This is a genomic window from Nocardiopsis xinjiangensis YIM 90004 (assembly GCF_000341145.1).
In the GTDB taxonomy this organism is placed as follows: Bacteria; Actinomycetota; Actinomycetes; order Streptosporangiales; family Streptosporangiaceae; genus Nocardiopsis; species Nocardiopsis xinjiangensis.
Window position 1 is genome coordinate 1 of sequence record NZ_ANBE01000002.1, and the last position, 16,602, is coordinate 16,602.

The 16,602-nt window shown below is 69.6% G+C and carries 14 protein-coding genes and 1 pseudogene; 4 read left to right on the top strand and 11 right to left on the bottom strand.

What is annotated here, in order from left to right:
• The 6 genes and pseudogenes from D473_RS23860 to eccD form a co-directional block, all read right to left on the bottom strand.
• A pseudogene (locus tag D473_RS23860) lies at positions 1-1,875 on the bottom strand (hypothetical protein); the annotation flags it as partial.
• 82 nt (positions 1,876-1,957) lie between these two features.
• Positions 1,958-2,389 carry a hypothetical protein gene (locus D473_RS0100160; RefSeq protein WP_017607065.1) on the bottom strand — a complete coding sequence of 144 codons (432 nt, stop codon included), beginning with the start codon at positions 2,387-2,389 and terminating at the stop codon, positions 1,958-1,960.
• A 100-nt stretch (positions 2,390-2,489) separates the two neighbouring features.
• Entirely contained in the window at positions 2,490-2,792 is a 303-nt protein-coding gene (locus D473_RS0100165) for a WXG100 family type VII secretion target (RefSeq protein WP_017607066.1), read from the bottom strand.
• 51 nt (positions 2,793-2,843) lie between these two features.
• On the bottom strand, positions 2,844-3,176 hold the full coding sequence (locus D473_RS0100170; protein ID WP_017607067.1) for a WXG100 family type VII secretion target: 333 nt from the start codon (positions 3,174-3,176) through the stop codon (positions 2,844-2,846).
• A 27-nt stretch (positions 3,177-3,203) separates the two neighbouring features.
• Positions 3,204-4,652: a type VII secretion protein EccB gene (gene eccB / locus D473_RS0100175; RefSeq protein WP_017607068.1), complete on the bottom strand. Its 1,449-nt coding sequence runs from the start codon at positions 4,650-4,652 to the stop codon at positions 3,204-3,206.
• Positions 4,653-4,677: 25 nt separating this feature from the next.
• Positions 4,678-6,075 (bottom strand): type VII secretion integral membrane protein EccD, encoded by a 1,398-nt coding sequence (eccD, locus tag D473_RS0100180; RefSeq protein ID WP_017607069.1) that lies wholly within the window; start codon positions 6,073-6,075, stop codon positions 4,678-4,680.
• A 359-nt stretch (positions 6,076-6,434) separates the two neighbouring features.
• Between eccD and D473_RS0100185 the strand changes: the two genes are divergently transcribed.
• Both D473_RS0100185 and D473_RS0100190 read left to right on the top strand, forming a co-directional pair.
• A complete protein-coding gene (locus D473_RS0100185) occupies positions 6,435-10,382 on the top strand; it encodes a type VII secretion protein EccC (RefSeq protein WP_017607070.1) in 3,948 nt (1,315 codons plus the stop codon).
• Entirely contained in the window at positions 10,379-11,602 is a 1,224-nt protein-coding gene (locus tag D473_RS0100190) for a S8 family serine peptidase (RefSeq protein WP_051042900.1), read from the top strand. Before D473_RS0100185 ends, D473_RS0100190 begins: the two co-directional genes overlap by 4 nt.
• A gap of 93 nt (positions 11,603-11,695) precedes the next feature.
• Here the strand turns inward: D473_RS0100190 and D473_RS0100195 are convergent, their stop codons facing one another.
• Together D473_RS0100195 and D473_RS0100200 are read right to left on the bottom strand one after the other, a co-directional pair.
• Entirely contained in the window at positions 11,696-11,908 is a 213-nt protein-coding gene (locus D473_RS0100195) for a hypothetical protein (protein WP_017607072.1), read from the bottom strand.
• Complete coding sequence (locus D473_RS0100200) at positions 11,905-12,123, bottom strand: hypothetical protein (protein WP_241474665.1); 219 nt, start codon at positions 12,121-12,123, stop codon at positions 11,905-11,907. The genes D473_RS0100195 and D473_RS0100200 overlap by 4 nt, the downstream gene beginning before the upstream one ends.
• Before the next feature lie 271 nt (positions 12,124-12,394).
• Here D473_RS0100200 and D473_RS0100210 point away from each other — a divergent pair, with 271 nt between their 5' ends.
• Both D473_RS0100210 and D473_RS0100215 read left to right on the top strand, forming a co-directional pair.
• Positions 12,395-13,291, top strand: a complete 897-nt coding sequence (locus D473_RS0100210; protein WP_275040632.1) for a helix-turn-helix domain-containing protein — start codon at positions 12,395-12,397, stop codon at positions 13,289-13,291.
• A 12-nt stretch (positions 13,292-13,303) separates the two neighbouring features.
• On the top strand, positions 13,304-13,498 hold the full coding sequence (locus D473_RS0100215) for a DUF397 domain-containing protein (protein WP_017607076.1): 195 nt from the start codon (positions 13,304-13,306) through the stop codon (positions 13,496-13,498).
• A gap of 302 nt (positions 13,499-13,800) precedes the next feature.
• Here D473_RS0100215 and D473_RS0100220 read toward each other — a convergent pair whose 3' ends face one another.
• Genes D473_RS0100220 through D473_RS0100230 form a run of 3 tightly spaced genes read right to left on the bottom strand, consistent with a single transcriptional unit; the run spans position 13,801 to position 16,566 of the window.
• On the bottom strand, positions 13,801-14,694 hold the full coding sequence (locus D473_RS0100220; protein ID WP_017607077.1) for a glycosyltransferase family 2 protein: 894 nt from the start codon (positions 14,692-14,694) through the stop codon (positions 13,801-13,803).
• Positions 14,691-15,566, bottom strand: a complete 876-nt coding sequence (locus D473_RS0100225) for a glycosyltransferase family 2 protein (protein WP_017607078.1) — start codon at positions 15,564-15,566, stop codon at positions 14,691-14,693. The genes D473_RS0100220 and D473_RS0100225 overlap by 4 nt, the downstream gene beginning before the upstream one ends.
• Positions 15,517-16,566 (bottom strand): NAD-dependent epimerase/dehydratase family protein, encoded by a 1,050-nt coding sequence (locus D473_RS0100230; protein WP_017607079.1) that lies wholly within the window; start codon positions 16,564-16,566, stop codon positions 15,517-15,519. Before D473_RS0100230 ends, D473_RS0100225 begins: the two co-directional genes overlap by 50 nt.
• Positions 16,567-16,602 lie beyond the last annotated feature (36 nt).

Consider the following 16,602-nt stretch of genomic DNA (forward strand, 5'->3'; position numbering starts at 1 on the left):
GCCACCGAGATCACCGGAACCGGTCACGACAGGGCTGGGCGGCGGGGGGACCGAACCGTCCCGCTCACTCGTGTCGTCCGAGGGCGTCTCGACGCCGCCCGGGACGTCTCCCGGCGAGGGCCGGTCTCCGTCCTCGCCCCGAGAGCCCGTGAGGGAGGCACCGTTCCGGTCCCTGTGTCCGGAGTGCACGGAACCGCCTCCGCTGGTTCCCGGACCACCCGCGCCCGGAACCAGCGGAGGCGGTACCGGAGCACCCGTTCCTCCGTCCGGCGATCCCCCGTCCGACGAGGAGGAGAGGTCACCGCCGCCGGGGCCGCCGAGGCTCCCGCCACCCGGAGAAGGAGGCGGCTCCGAGCCACCGAAGGTCCCGCTCCCGGAGGAGGAGAGGTCACCGCCGCCGGGGCCGCCGAGGCTCCCGCCACCCGGAGAAGGAGGCGGCTCCGAGCCACCGAAGGTCCCGCTCCCGGAGGAGGAGAGGTCACCGCCGCCGGGGCCGCCGAGGCTCCCGCCACCCGGAGAAGGAGGCGGCTCCGAGCCACCGGAGGTCCCGCCCCCGGAGGAGGACGGGTCACCTCCGGAACCCGAAGGGTCCGGGAGCGCATCGGTGTCCTGCCATACCGAGGGATCAGGAGGGCCGTCCTGGTTCTCCGGGCCCCCGGCCCCCGAATCTCCGCCCGAGCTGTCGGGCAGATCGCCACCGCCGCTCTCGGCGCCCAGACCGTTCAGGTAGTCGTCGACGATGTCCTCGACACTCCGGCCACCGGAACCGTCGCCGCCGTCGGAACCGTCGCCGTCGCCACCGTTCAGGTAGTCGTCGAAGATGTCCTCCATGCTCCGGTCACCGGAACCTTCACCACCACTGTCACCACCGCCGCCGGGAGGGGGCTCGCTGGAGGTGGGGACCGGTCTGAACGGCAGGATGTCGGAGGAGGAACCGGTGTACGTGGTGTGGACGTCGGAGATCCCGTCGGATGCGGCCTTGCGTACGTCCGCCAGGCCCTCCCACCAACGTTCCTTGATCTCCTTCTCGAAGGTCAGCCAGGTGTCCTTCTCATCGGTCCGCATCCCGCGGATCTTGATCACGCCGTCCTCACGGGTGACGTGCTCCCGTTGTTCCTCCCACCAGGTCCGGATCAGGCGCCGTGGGGCGTGATCGGAGTCCTTGGTCCATGTGTCGACGGCCGCGGAAGCCGGTTCGATGAAGTCGTTGTAGGAGGAGCGCCGCGCTGCTTCGACGGCGAGCTCGGCGGGTTCGAGGTAATCGGCCAGGTTCTTGAACTCGAGGGAGACCGTGTGCACGTACCGGGCGAGGGCCTCGGCCCCCGCGCCCTCGAACTGCTCGTTTCCCGGTTTGAGCGTCTCGAAGAGCTCCGAGAGGTCCCCGTACCTCGTTTCGGCGAACTCGCGGAAGTCCTCCAGGTCGGCCACGATGCGGGAGAGGACGCTCCCGTTGTAGTTGTCGCTGCCCTTCGAGGGGTCGGAGGCGGCCTCCAGGACGGTCTCCATCCGCTCCTTGAAACGGCCCCACACCGTGTCACCGGTGTCCTTGATCGCCTCGTTGATGTGGACACCCGAGAAGACCGAGAAACCCCCCTCGTGCGACCCGAGCATGTCCGCGTCGGAGGCCCGGCTCTCGAACCCGAACCACTCGTCGGCGTCCCCGGGGTCGCCGGCGTTGTAGAAGTAGTTGGTGAACCAGTTCGTGTCCCGCACCGCTTCGGCCGTGCCCATCGGGGGAACCGATCCGCCCTCGCTGCCCTCACTGTCGGCGAGGACGTTGATGGCATGAGCGATCTCCTCGCTCTCGACGACTCCACCGCCGGCAGGGACGTCGGGGTCGGAGCCTTCTTCCTCCGGAAGGTCCTCATCGGCCATGGAAACTCCTCAGAGCGAAACGTCGGGGACGGAAAACTGCTGATCAGCCGGGTCGGGCACTGTACGGGCGGTCAGGAAGCGCTCAGGAACCTGTGCTGTCCTCCGGGTCGGCACTCGAGGACGGGCCTCCGGAGTCGGAAGGGGCGTTTCCGGAGATGATCTGGTTAACCTGGGCGGCGTCCAGTTCCGCGTCCGATTCCAGATCGTCGAAGAGCAACTCGCTGTAACGAATGCCTTGGGACATGTCCAGCAGACGTGTCTCGAGTTCGGTGATGGAGGTGGTGAACTGGGAGAGTGCCCCTCTGACCTCCGCGGAGAGCTCACGTGCGGCAGGCAGGAGTTCCCCGTTGCCGAAAGGCACGTTGATCTCCTGGGAGGAGTCCCCGCCGCTCTCCGGGTAGTTCTGGGCGGCCCGTGTCTTCATCTCCGACACCTTTTCGCGCAAGGGCTCCACCTTGTTCGTGCGGAGCTCCCGCAAGTACTCCAAGGTGACCTTGGTCTTGTCCTCCGACATGACCCGCTCCTCTCATGGCCTTCGGTCTCTGCGGTCCGCACACGGCTCGTGCCGCGGCACGGGTGGACCGGACCCGTGCCGCGGCTGACCGGGGAAGCGGTCAGCGACGGGCTTCCCAGTTGCCGGCTTCCTGCAGGTCTCCTCGGCGGTAACGGTCGGTGATGTCGTCCAAGGAGAGTTGGGCGTTGCCCAACAGCGCACGCATGTCCGCCACGTTGCGCCGCCAGGCCGCCACACGCTCGTCGTACTGTTCCGCGGCCTCACCGACCCACTCGGACTTGACGGAGCGGACCTTGGCGTCGAGCTCCTCGATCGCCTCGGCGATCACCTCCGTCTGCCTGCGCAGGTCCAGCCCGGCGTCGTCGGCGCCGCTGTAGGTGATCTCGAATCCGTCGAAACTCATGGCACTGTTCCTCTCTTCGGCCCCCGTCCGTGGGGGCGGTCATGGCCGGGGTCAGCGGGCGGCGGCGTCGCTCTGGTTCGGGTTGAGGTCCTTGATCCAGTTCGCCATGACCAGGTTCTCGTCCTCCATCTCGTGGAAGTTGCGCTCGGTACCACCGAGGATGCCGATCATGTCGTTCATGTCGTTGGTGATCAGGCGCAGCTCTTCGAGCCACTTGACCAACGCCGTGTCGTACTGGGTGGCGGCACCGCCCCGCCAGCTGCCGCCGAGCTGGTCACGCACGGCGTCGACCGTGGTGTAGACGCCGTTGCACGTGCTGTGTGCGGTCTCCATGGCGTCGTGGCCGGTACGCATGGCCTGGTCGGTACTGCGCATCATCGACATGGGGCTCACTCCTGTTTCTGTTGCGTGTCAGTCCTGGGGGCAGCTGGGTTCCCCCGGCTCCGGGGTGGCGCCGACGGGTTCGGCGGCGGCATCCGGGCTCAGGCCCGGTCCTGTGGGCAGCATGTCCAGCAGGGCGGTGGAAGCGGTGGACGCCTTTCCGGGGTCGTAGCCCAGCAGGTCGGCCGCCTCCGAGTCGGGAACCGGGTACTTGGCCCCGGTGTCGGTGACCAGGAAGTAGGAACCGCTCAACGGCGAACCCCCTGCGGGGGAGGCTCGGACCAGGCCGCCCTCCCCGGACGGGATGTCGATCATGTCGGGGGCGGTACAGGCGGCCGTGCTGCCGGCCGGGGGGCGGGCGGCCCTCCCGGTGATGTCCGTGGGGGCCGCCAACACGAGAGCGGGGTCTTCCTCTCCCCGTTCGACGGTGCACAGCGCCGCCCCCTGCGGGTCGGTCAGGGTCGGCGGGGTCGCGGGCAGACCGTCCGCCATCGGGTCCTCGTCCACCAGGTGCTCACGCAGCTCGGAGACGGTGATCCGGACCGGTTCCACGTCCTCTCCCCCGTAGGCCTCCTCCGCCGTACGCGGGTCGCCCAGCAGCAGATGGGCACGGGTCGTGTCCACGGGGGCGAGGCCGTCCCGGGTGAGTACGTAGTGCTGGTCGGTGCCGTCCTGGGCGCTCGGAACGAGGAAGACCTGGCCCACTCCGGCCCTCGCACCATCGATCTCCTGGGCGGGCTCACCGCGGCCCTCGATGTCGGGTGGGGCGAGCGCGGGCCCTGTGGGCAGGCTGTCCAGGAACGCCCCCGAGACGGGATGGGGCGCGGCCGTGCCGTACCCCAAGGACTCCAGGGCACCGTGTTCCCCGTCCAGGGCCAGCCGGCGGCCGTCCCAGACCAGGTGGTCTCCCCCGTCGGGGCCGCGGACCAGGACGGCGTCCCCGTCCTCGACCGGGCTGCCCTCGGGTGAGCGGAGGAGGGCCAAGGAGGTCAAGGGTTCCTCGCCCCGACCGGCGTCCACGGTGGCGGCGCACACCTGCCAGTTGAGCGCTCCCTCCGCCTCGGGGGACGGAAGCGCGTCGGGGGCGCCGGCGATGCCCACCGGGCTCCCCACCCGGGTGCCCTCCAACGAGTCGGCGGACACGTCCACCGGTTCGGAGGAGTCGGCCAGCAGCAGGGCCGAGGCGTGGTTGTCGACCGGCCACAAGGCACCGTCGGAGAAGACGTACTGTCCGCCGCCACCCTTCACCGAGACGATGGTGCCCTCCGTACGCCAATGGGTGGCGCCCCCGGGGAAGAGGAGCCCGAAGACCAGGAAACCGACACAGAGCAGCGCCCCCAGAACCAGACCGATGAAGGCGCCGTTGCGTGTGCGCCGTAGCGGCGCCTCGGCCGCGTCGGGGTCGGCGGCGGACATAGCCGTGGAGAGCCGGCTCACCATGAACGAGTGCGCCTGGACCTGGTCGCGACGGGTCTGCATCAGGGCCTCCCCCTTCCGTGCCGCCTCATCCGCCGATCCCCCGGAGCAACGTCAACAGCCCCAGGTTGGCGGGGACCAGGCACACCAGGACGATCGCGGCGAGGCTCTGGATCAGTTCCCCTGCGCGCCCCCAGTGCGGGATCGGTCGGTGCCCGGGCACCGACCACGCGACCATGAGCAGGACGAGCGCGGTGACCAGGAGCAGGCCGAAGAGGACCATCGCGGCCGTGTCGCCGCCCAGGAGCCCGCCGCCCACCGCGAGGGCGACGGGACCGTAGACCCCGGGCACCAGGAAGCTCATCCTGTGCCAGACGCTGGTGAGCCCGCGGGACTGCAGCAGCAGGATCACCGACACGCACACCCCGGCCGAGGAGGCCGGCCAGCCGGGATGCAGGGCCAGGACGGTGAGGGCGGCCATGCACACGGCCCCGACCACTGCCAGGCAGGCCCCGAGGAACTGGTGAGCGCGCTCGCTGCGCGTACGTACGTCGTGTGCAGGGTGGGGGGCGATGTATTCACCCAACTGGGCCACACCGCCGGGAAGGGGCGGCAGCCGCATCCCGGACAGCCGAAAGCCCAGGGCCGGAGCGTAGGAAGCGAGCAGCAGCACCAGGGCGGCGGCCGCGGCAGCCACGCCCTGGGGCGGAGCCGCGTCCCAGAACATGAGGAGGGCACCGGCCGCAGCGGTGAACAGGGCCGTTCCGACCACGGCGACGAAGAAGGGCAGGAAGGCCGCCACTGCGGCGGTCGCCAACACCGCCGCCCCGGTGCCCGTCGACGCCGCCGAGAGCATCCTCGCTCCGGTCAGGGCGGTACCGGGGTCGCCGTTCGGCAACGACGCACCGGCCAGGGCCATGAACAGGATGGCTGCACCACCGGTGACGGCGCCCACCGAGGGTGCGTCGAACGCGCGGGACGCCGCGCCGGCGGTGAGCAGCAGGAGCACCCCGGTGGCTGCCGCGATGGCTCCGGGCAGCCAGGTGAAGCCGAGCGTGGCAGCGAGTCCGAGGGCTCCGGCCAGCCCCCCGGCGGCGGTGAGGGTGAGCGCGCGGCGGGAGAGATCCGGGTTCCAAAGACCCGGACGGTCGCCCATCGAGTCGGCCACCCCGTCGATGATGTCGTCGAAGTGGATCTCCGGCATCTGATCGGCGCGCTCGCGCAGGTAGAGCGTCTCGCCGTCGGTCAGACCGAGTGTCTCCACCGTCTCGGCCTCCTCCAGCGCTGAGGACCCCAGCCGTTGGAGCACCCATCCGCCGTGTTCCAGACCGGCTTCGTCCAGGTCCTCTTCCTCCTGCTCCGCGTAGAGGACGAAGGTGGGCAGGAGCTCGGACAACGGCAGGTCACGCGGTACCGCGATCTCGAACGCGGTGCTGGGAGCGCGGACGATCAGACGGCACAGGTCCGCCTCGACGGCGTCCGACATCGGCACTCCTCGCTGAACAGGAAGCTGAACGAATGACGGCGCATGACGAACGACCTCGACGAGGGGGAGTGCCATGACGTGCCATTCCGCGACGGCTCATGCCGGGCAGGAACAGCACACTGGGCGCTCGAAATGCTGGGATAGAATAGCATCACTTCGGAAATTTCACCCATGGAGGTAGTGAACTCCGCCCCCGGACCGTCCGCGCTCGCACGAGCAACCCCGTCCGGACCCCAAGAACCGAATCCTGTTCTGGAGAGTTGCTCGGCCGAACGGACCCGAATTACGCAGGGAGAATCCAGCCGGCACCCTACCGGGGCCCGAGCGAACCGGAGTGAATTGGAAGGAAATATTCGCTGATGAGCACGATCCTCATCCGCAGGCCGGCTCGTCGCCCCGGCCCGGAGTCACCCGAGGGTGAGCTCGCCCTTCAGGAGCCGCCGACGCTACCTGAACACGAGACCAACATCTCCAGCGTGTTCATGTACCTGCCGATGGCGCTGAGCTCCCTGGCGATGGTGATGATGGTGCTCCGCCCGGGCTCGGGCACGATGGGGACGGCCATGCCCTTCATCGCCGGCGGCATGATGCTCGTCGGTGCGGTGGCGATGATCGGGGGCCAGCTCTTGCGCACCCGGCTCGAGCGCAGCCGCCGTCTCACCGGAGACCGCCGGGACTATCTGCGCTACCTCGGCCAGATGCGCTCCCAGGTCCGCGAGGTCGTCACCGCCCAGCGCGGCGCCCAGGCCTGGAACGGGCCCGACCCGGGTTCACTGTGGTCGCTGGTGCGCACGAGCCGGCTCTGGGAACGCCGCGGAGGACACGACGACTTCGCCGAAGTACGTATCGCCCTGGGCGAGCAACCGCTCGGCACCCGCATGGCCCCTCTGTCGACCAAGCCCGTGGAGGACCTCGAACCGCTGTCCGCACACGCGCTCCGCCGGTTCATCAACGCCTACGCGACCGTCGACGGCCTTCCGGTGTCCCTCTATCTGCGTGGATTCGCACATGTGGGATTGCACGGAAACACAGAATCCTCTCTCGGAATGGCGCGCGCCCTCGTGTCCCAGGCAGCCGTTTTCCACGCCCCGGACGAATTGCGGATCGCCGCCTGCGTGAATGACTCGGGCATGGCAGAATGGGCATGGCTCAAATGGCTTCCGCACTGCATGCACCCGACAGAACGGGACGGCGCCGGACCATTGCGCCTCATTGCTTCCGACGCCGTTGAGCTGGAACGTCTCGTCGGCCCGGAATTGGCCGACCGGCCACCGTTCGACCCGCAGGAAAAACCGGGCCGCGACGAGCCCTTCACGATCATCATCGTCGACGGTGGAATCGTGCCACAAGGATCGAGACTGCTCAGCGGCGGCTTTCGCAACACCGTCGTGATCGACGTGTCTCCCGAACGCCCTTGGGACGGCGCCCCCCACAGCCTCGCCCTGCGTGTGTCGCCGGACTCGGTGGAGATGGCTGAACTCGACCGGTCCGGCCGCGAGGTCCACTCCTCCCTGGGCCGCCCGGACAAGCTCGACCACGTCCGTGCCCGCTCCCTCGCACGCATGCTGGCCCCCTACCGGGTCAGTATCGCCACCGACGTGGGGGAACCGCTGACCACCGACTTCGACCTCACCACGCTGTTGGGGATCCAGAACCTGCACACGTGGGACCCGGTCCGCGAGTGGGAGCGCGAGCGCCCCGAGAGCCGCCTGCGGGTGCCCATCGGCATCTCGGCATCGGGCACGCCCCTGGAACTGGATCTGAAGGAGTCCGCGCTGGGCGGGATGGGCCCGCACGGGATGCTCATCGGCGCCACCGGTTCGGGAAAGAGCGAACTGCTGCGAACGCTGGTGCTGTCCCTCGCCCTCACCCACTCCTCCGAGACGCTCAACTTCGTACTGGTGGACTTCAAGGGCGGCGCCACGTTCATCGGCCTGGACGGGTTGAACCACACCTCGGCTCTGATCACGAATCTCGCCGACGAAACGATTCTGGTGGAGCGCATGCAGGACGCGCTGCACGGCGAACTGGTACGCAGACAGGAACTGCTGCGCGCCGCGGGCAACTTCAGCTCCATCCACGAATACGAGAAGGCGCGCAGAAACAATCCGGACATGGAGCCGCTCCCCACCCTCCTGGTGGTCGTGGACGAGTTCAGTGAGCTCCTGGCCACCCATCGCGACTTCATGACGTTGTTCGTGATGATCGGACGCCTGGGACGCAGTCTGGGGGTGCATCTGCTCCTGGCCTCACAACGCCTGGACGAGGGCCGTATGCACCAGTTGGAGAGCCATTTGTCCTACCGGATCGCACTGCGTACGTTCTCGGCGATGGAGAGTCGCGGCGTACTCGGGGTGGCCGACGCCCATCAGCTCCCGCCCGCCCCCGGTTCGGGTTACCTCAGGTCCGACACCGAGGAACTGGTGCGGTTCAAGGCCGCCTACGTCTCGGGCCCCTACCGGGCCAAGCGCCGCGCCGCACACGCTTCGACCGCCGCGCGCGAGATCGCCCCCTTCCTGGCCGGACACGTGGCCGGACCGGTCACCGTCTCCTCCGAGCCCGAACCCGAACCGGAGGAGGAACCCACCGAGACCTTGTTGGAGACCGCGCTGGAGGCGATGCGTACGTCCGGTCCCCCTGCCCGGCAGGTGTGGCTGCCTCCTCTGGGTGAGGCCCCCTCCGTCGCCGGACTGCTGCGGGAGGCCGGCGCGGAGGGTCTGCCCGCCTGGAGCAGCGATCCGGTCCTGTCCGTTCCGATCGGGCTGGTGGACCGTCCGTTCGAGCAGCTGCGCACACCTCTGACGGCCGATCTGCGCGGTGCCGGCGGGCACACGGCGGTCATCGGAGGCCCCCAGAGCGGCAAGAGCACCATGCTGGTCTCGCTGATCACGGCGCTCGCGCTCACCAACACCCCCGAGCAGGTGCAGTTCTACCTCCTGGACTTCGGAGGCGGCACACTGCGCGGCGTGGCGGACCTGCCGCACGTCGGCGGCATCTGCGGGCGCGTCGACACCGAACGCATCACCCGGACCGTGGCGGAGATCACCGCGCTCCTCGACCGGCGCGAGCGGTTCTTCGCCGACCACGGCATCGACTCGATCGGCGCCTACCGGCGTCGGCGGGCCGCCGGCGAGTTCCCCGACGAGCCCTACGGAGACGTGTTCCTGGTCATCGACGGCTGGGCCACCGTGCGCGCGGACATGCTCGACCTCGTCAACGACATCGTGCAGATCGCCCAGCGCGGCCTCAACTACGGCATCCACCTGATGGTGGCCTCTCCGCGCTGGGCGGACGTGCAGTCGAGCCTTCGCGACCTGCTGGTCACCCGGTTCGAACTGCGCCTGGGAGACGCCGTGGACTCCACGATCAACATGCGTCAGGCCGAGAAGGTCCCGAGGGTCCCGGGCCGCGGTCTGACCTCCGAGTACAAACACTTCCTCTCCGCCCTGCCACACGTCGAGGAGGGCCCCGGCGCCTCGGTGGCCGGGGTGGTGGAGGCCGTCGACCGGGCGTGGGACGGACCTCCGGCCCCACCGGTACGGTTGCTCCCGCTCTCGCTGCCGGCCGCGGACCTCCCGCCCGCGGAGGAGGGGCCCAAGATCGCCCTGGGCCTGGAGGAACGGCGGCTGGAACCGCTGTGGCACGACTTCTCGGTCCTGCCCCACATGCTCGTGGTGGGCGACACCGAGAGCGGCAAGACCAACCTGTTGCGGAGGATCACCCGTACCATCCGGGAGCGCTACAGCTCCTCGGAAGCGCGTGTGGTCGTGGTGGACCCCCGGCGCGGACTGTTCAACGCGATCCCCGAGGAGCAGCGCCTCGGGTACGCGGTGACCGGGGAGAGCGCCCGCGAGATGATGCAGGCGGCGGCCCAGGCCCTCAAGCCCCGGCTCCCCGGCCCGGAGGTCACCCCGGAGGAGTTGCGTGACCGCTCGTGGTGGAGCGGTCCCGAGCTGTTCGTGATCATCGACGACTACGACCTGTTGAGCACAGGAAGCAGCGGCGGGCCCCTGGCACCGTTGGCGGAGATGCTCACCCAGGGCACCGACATCGGGTTCCACCTCGTGCTGGCGCGGGGGGCGGGCGGCTTCAGCCGCGCCATGGGCGAACCGGTCCTGCGGAAGCTCATCGACGCCAACACCCCGAGCATGGTGCTGTCCTGCCCGCCCTCGGAAGGTGTGCTGTTCGGCTCCCTGCGTCCGCAACGGCTGCCTCCGGGCCGAGCCCTGCGCTTCGACCGCCGCGATCCGGTGAAGGTGCAGTTGGCCCTCGATCCGGAGACCGAGGAAGCCGAGGACCGTACGTGAGGAACCGAGCGGTCCGAGGGGCGGACGGCCCGGAAACAGGGGTCGCGGTCTCGTTCGACAGGAAACGGGGCCGGCTGCGGGCCGGGGCGTCGGTGTGTGCCCTCACCCTGTTCCTGGTCCCGGGGGCTCCCGCCTCGGCGGACGGGGGAGCGCCCCCGGCACTTCCCCAGGTCGTGCCCGAGCTCTCCTCCGACACGTGCGTGCCCGCTTCGGAGGAGGTGATCGACCAGGAGGTCTGGACCGAGAGCGCTCTCGGCCTCCCGGATGCGCGCACCACCTCTTCGGGGGAGGGAACGGACGTCGCCGTCCTCGGCAGCGGCGTCGACGACACGCCTGCGGCCCTGGCGGGCGCGGTGGCCGGAGGCGGTGAGGACTGCACCGGTTTCGGTACCTTCCTGGCCGGGGTCGTCGCCGCACGCCCGCAGTCGGACAGCGGTCTGGTCGGGGTGGCTCCCGAGGCACGGGTGACGGCGGTCCCGGTGACGGATGACCGTGGCCGGAGCGACGCGGACGCCTTGGCCGAAGGCCTGGCCGAGGCCGTCTCCGGGGGCGCCGACATCGTCCTCGTGGGCGTCGCGCTCCCGCTCGGCAGCCCCGAACTCGAATCCGCGGTCGACACCGCTGTCGGTGAGGACGTGTTGGTGGTCGCTCCCTCCACGGCACAGGTCCAGAACGAGGTGCACGCCGCCGTGCCCGCCACCCGCTCCGAGGTTCTGGGGGTGGTGGCCAACGGCACCGACGGCACGACGTTCGGGGAGGCACCGGCGGAAAGCGGCGAGAACCCCGCGGCGCCCGACGTCTCGGCCCCGGGCGAGGCCGTGCTGGGCCTCGCCCCCGGCGGTGACGGGCACGCCGTCGCCGAGGGAGACCCGGTCGCCGCCGCGTTCGTGGCCGGTACCGCGGCCCTGGTCCGTTCCGAGTACCCCGATCTCAGCGCGGCACAGACGGCGATGCGCCTCACGTCCTCGGCCTATCCGCACACCGGTGGGGGGTTCGGCGCCGCATCAGTCGACCCGGTGGGGGCGCTGTCCCGCACTTCGGGCCCCCGTTCCGGTGAGGGGATTCCGGAGGAGACCTTGGCACTGGACCGGCCGGTGGAGCCGACGAAGGGCCGTGTTCTCGCCCTGCTCGGAGGTACGGTCCTGCTCGTGACCATGGCCGGGGTGGGGGCCGCCGCGGCCCGCCGCCGAAAGACCCGTGCCGGAGCCGGGCAGGGCTGAGGGGCTCGCTCAGCCCCTGGAGGCGGTCCGCCCGGCGCTTCCGCGCCCACCTCACCAGGGCATTCCAGTTCCGCGGTAGCAGGAGAGGGTCGGTCAGCGGCTCCGCGGTCGCGGGACCACCACTCGGCCGATCGCCCAGCCGGGGTCCTTCATGCGTTCTTCCAGCTCCTCGGGGGTGCGCTCCACCAACGTCGGTGGCGGCCCCGCTTTGCGTGGGTTGGCCATCCACCAGTTCGGGGTCCGCCAGATACGCCAGTCCTGGCCGTAGGCGCACTGGAGGCGGTCCAGATCCGGGTCGCCGGTCATCGGGGTATCGCCTCCGCGTACTCGATCGCCGCCCACAGACCGGCGGCGGTGTGCGCGCTCAGCCCCTGGAGGCTGGGACGGGGATCGTGGCGCACCGCGTGACAGGCGCCGAGGGCGCCACCGTGGTCGATGCGGCGGGTGATGGTCCACCGGTCACCGAACTGGGCATTGAGGACAGCGAGCTCGGGGTCGACGGCGGCAGGAGCAAGGGGCATGGGCGCGGGCATTCACATCGCCCTCCGCAGCATCAGCCAGGATCGCACCACGGCCGCCAAGGGCGCGAGGTCGTCGGGGCGGTGGACGTAGGCCCGCACGCGGCGGGCCCGGTTCGATCGGTAGCGCGGCATCGCGCACCTCCCGTGAGAGTGCCGCTGGATGAGAGCGGCGTGTGGATGAGCACCTCTTCATGATGGACTCGAAATTTTTAATTCGCAAGCTCTCAATCGAGATCCATTAACTAGAATGATTGCACTGAGTAGTTGCGAAATGTCCGGTTCCAGTCCTGCGGCGGTACCATCATTGACGCCACTGGAGGAGGTCGAAGTGAGTAGCCCACCCGTCGCTAGACGCCAGCTATCAGCACAAATGAAAGCGAAGCGTCTCGAAGCGGCTCTAACTGCGGAACAGGCCGCCGCCGAGCTCGAATGGTCCACGACCAAGGTCTCGAACATCGAAACGGGTCGGTCGAAACACCCCGCAGTGAGCGACATCCGTCTGCTTCTCGACGTCTACAAGGTCACCGACACCCGCGAACGCGACACGCTCCTCGAGCTCACCAGGGAGTCCAGAAAGCGGGGGTGGTGGAGTCGATACGACGACGTACTCACCAGCGACTACACAAGCCTGGAGGCGGGGGTCACCGGGCTCCGCGTGTTCGAGCTCCAGTACATCCCCGGGCTGCTCCAGCTCCCCGAGTACGCAGCGGCGATCACCCATGCAACGCTCATACGCGAGCCGGCGGAGGTCGAGCGTGTTGTGGAAGCGCGCATGCAACGCCAGGAAGTCCTCCTGCACCGTGAGGACCCCGTCGATCTCTGGGCGATCATCGATGAGCGTGCTTTGGACCTACTCGCTGTATCAGACCCCGAGCTGCACCGCCGCCAGGTGGAACACCTCGCCGCCACAGCAGAGCAACCGAACTCCGTAACCCTCCAAGTTCTGGAGCCGGGTGTGGGACTGCACCCGGGTATGGGTGGGCCGTTCACGATACTGAAATACCTGGACCCCGACATGGATGCGGTCTTCGTCGAAGCGGACGAAGACGGCCTGTACCTCGACAAACGGCCTCAGGTGGACCGCTACCGCCGGATCTTCGATCTGCTCGTGTCGAAGTCCATGGACCCGGACGCTGTAGCCACCTACCTACGGTCCCGAATCAGCTAGGAAACCCGACCCATGTACCTCTCCACCGACAGCGCCGAGCTCAACTTCCGCAAGTCGAGCTACAGCAACCCGAACAACTGCGTCGAGGTCGCCGACGTTCCAGGCGGCGACGCTGCGGTTCGTGACTCGATGAACCCCTTGGAGGGACACCTCATCGTATCCGGGCAGGAGTGGGGCGCTCTTCTCAACGCGGTACGTCGACGATAGGCATGCCAGGCAGCAGAGAGGCCCCGGCGGGAGTCCCACCGGGGCCTTCCATGCACTCGTCCGGGAGGCGGAGGCCCCCGTATGAGTTCTTGGCGAAAGCCCGTGCGTGCCGCCTCCCTGCCGCCGCGAGATCCGCTCCTGACGGGGTCTGCTCCGCGCCGTCACCGCACGCGGAAGGGGTCGGCCTCCTCACGCAAGCTCAGGCCGCGCCCGGGGGAACCGGTCACACACGGCCGCAGGGACACGTCGGATTCCCGTTCGACGCGACCACTTCAGGCTTCGTGCAGCCGACCCACCCGTACTCAACCGACGTAACGACGGGCACGTGACCTCTTCCGCGGCCCGGCGAGCAGCCGCAGGCCTTCCTCCACGTGCGGCGGGACGGTCCTGCGCGCCCTGAGCACCCACGGCAGCCCCCTCACGGCCTCCGCCACGGCCGCGGCGCTCGTGCGGTCCTTGGGCGCCGACCCCAGTACCTCCCGGGTGTGGCCGAGGGCGCCCCGCCACGGGCGGCGCAGCCATGCGGTCCACAGGGTGTTGCGGATCCCCTGCTGTCGGCGCCGGCGCGGATCGCGCACCTGCGAGGCGTGGTGATGGGCCACGGTCCGCTCGTCCCAGCACAGCCACCAGCCCGCCGAGGCCAGGTCGAGTGCGAGAAGTTCCTCCTCTCCGCCCAACCACAGGCGCTCGGAGAAACCTCCCGCCCCGCGGAAGGCCTCGGTCCTCAGGACACTCACCCCCGCGAGGATGCCCAGGATCGCGGGGCCCGGGAGCCACTCGGGGCCCGGGACGGGCGAGTTCCGCAGTTCCGGGGTGAGCGGGTCCTCCTCTCCGGAGGGTTCGACGAGCAGGCGCGCGGTGATCGCCCCCAGACGCGGGTGGGTGTCCAACAGATCCGCCGCGCGCTCCAGTGCCCCGGGTTCCCACCACGAGTCGTCGTCACAGAAGGCGACGTAGGGCGTGGCCAACGCGTCGGTGCCGACGTTGCGGCCCACCGCGCCCAGGTTCGTCCCCGCCCGGATGAGTCCCACCTCCGGGTGCCGGCGGGCGACCTCGTCGGCCGTGCCGTCGCCCGAGGCGTTGTCGACCACCACGACGGGAGGGCGTTCCGGAAGCTCCGCCAGCCGCGAGAGCGTCCGCATCAGCTCCCGGCGCCGGTCCTTGGTGATGACCACGACGCCGACCCGCGCCCTCACGCGCGCTCCAGGAGTTCGAGGTCGTGTTCGACCGAGGCCGGGACCCTGCGGCGCGCCGTCCACGCCTCGGGCGTCAACACGACCGCACCCCACAAGGCCTTGCGGGAACACGGGTCCCACAGCGCCCGCCCGAGTGCCCGTGCCGTGTGCGCGAGCGCGGTCCTCGGTCCCCGACGCAGCCAGGAGGTGAGCAGAGCGTTGCGTTCCTCCAGGGTGCGGCGCCATGCGGAGGGCGGGCGGGCCTCGGACGGGTGATGGTGGGCGTGGATCCGGGGCAGGTGGCACAGGCCCCAGCCCCGGGCCGCCAGATCCTGCGCCAGGAGCGCCTCCTCACCGCCGAAGAACAGCAGTGGTTCGAAACCTCCCGTGTCCTCGAAGGCGACCCGCCGGACGACACAGGCGCAGGCGAGGAACCCCAACACCCTGGGTCCCGGAAGATCCTCGTCCGGCTTCAGGGGACTGTCGAGCAGCTGGTCGTTGACCGGGTCCGCGCGTTCTCCACCCCCGACGAGGACGGCGGCGGCGACCAGCCCGAGGCGAGGATGCGTGTCGAAGGCGTCGGCGGCCGCCTCCAGCGAGTCCCCGGTCCACCACGAGTCGTCGTCGCAGAAAGCGACGTAGGGCGTGGAGGTGTGGCCGACGCCGAGGTTGCGCGCCGCGCACCCGGTGTTGCGCTCGTTGCGGACCAGTGTCACCTCGGGATAGTTCGCACGGACCACTTCGGCGGTTCCGTCCCGCGAGGCGTTGTCGACCACCACGACCGAGGGCCTCGGTTCCAAAAGCCGCAGATTCGCCAACGTACGGCAGAGTTCGGTGACCCGGTCACGCGTGATCACCACGACCGAGACCCGGGACGACTCCGTGTTCGGCATGGTTCGGCCTCCCGTTCCGCCCCCGAGGGCGGCTCGTCTCCGGAACCGGAAGCACCTCGCGCTCCAGCACGTGCGCGAGGGTGCGCCGCAGCCCTTCGTCCAGGTGGACGACCGGTTTCCAACCGAGGAGCCTCATGGCCTTGCTGATGTCCGGTCTCCGGTAGTGCGGGTCGTCCTCGGGCCGGTCGATGAAGGTGAGCTCGGACCGGGACCCCGAGAGCACACGGATGTGGTCGGCCAGGTTCAGCACGCTCACCTCGTCCTCGCTCCCGATGTTGACCGGATCCGTCGTGTCACCGTCGGCCAGGGCCAGCAGCCCCTCGACGGTGTCGTCCACGTAGCAGATCGAGCGTGTCTGGTGGCCGCTGCCGGTGACGGTGATCGGTTCCCCCGCCAGTGCCTGTCGGAGGAAGGTGGGGATCATACGGCCGTCGTCCAGACGCATCTTGGGCCCGTAGGTGTTGAAGACCCGGGCGATCCCCACGTCCGTGTCCCGGGTCCGGTGATGGGCCATGGTGAGCGACTCGGCGTACCGTTTGGCCTCGTCGTACACGCTCCGGGGGCCGACCGGGTTGACGTGGCCCCAGTAGGTCTCCCGTTGCGGGTGCTCCTTCGGGTCCCCGTACACCTCGCTCGTCGAGGCGAGCACGAACCTGGCCCCGTGCGCCTCGGCGCAGGCGAGCGCGTTGCGTGTCCCGGCGCTCCCGGCCTCCAGGGTCTCCAGGGGCATGCGGAGATAGTCCCGGGGCGAGGCGGCCGAGGCGAGGTGGAAGACGGTCTCCAGCGGTTCGTCGATCTCCCACTGCTCCGTCACGTCGGCCAGGAGCAGGGCGAACCCCGGATGGTCCAACAGGTGCCGCACGTTCTCGGTGCGTCCAGTGACGAGGTTGTCCAGACAGATCACTCTCTGTCCCCGCCCGATCAGCCGTCGGCACAGGTGCGAGCCCACGAAGCCCGTTCCACCGGTGACCAGTACGGCACCCCTTCTCGGATGGTGCATCGTTCGGTCCTTTCTTCCGCGACGTCGCCACTCGTG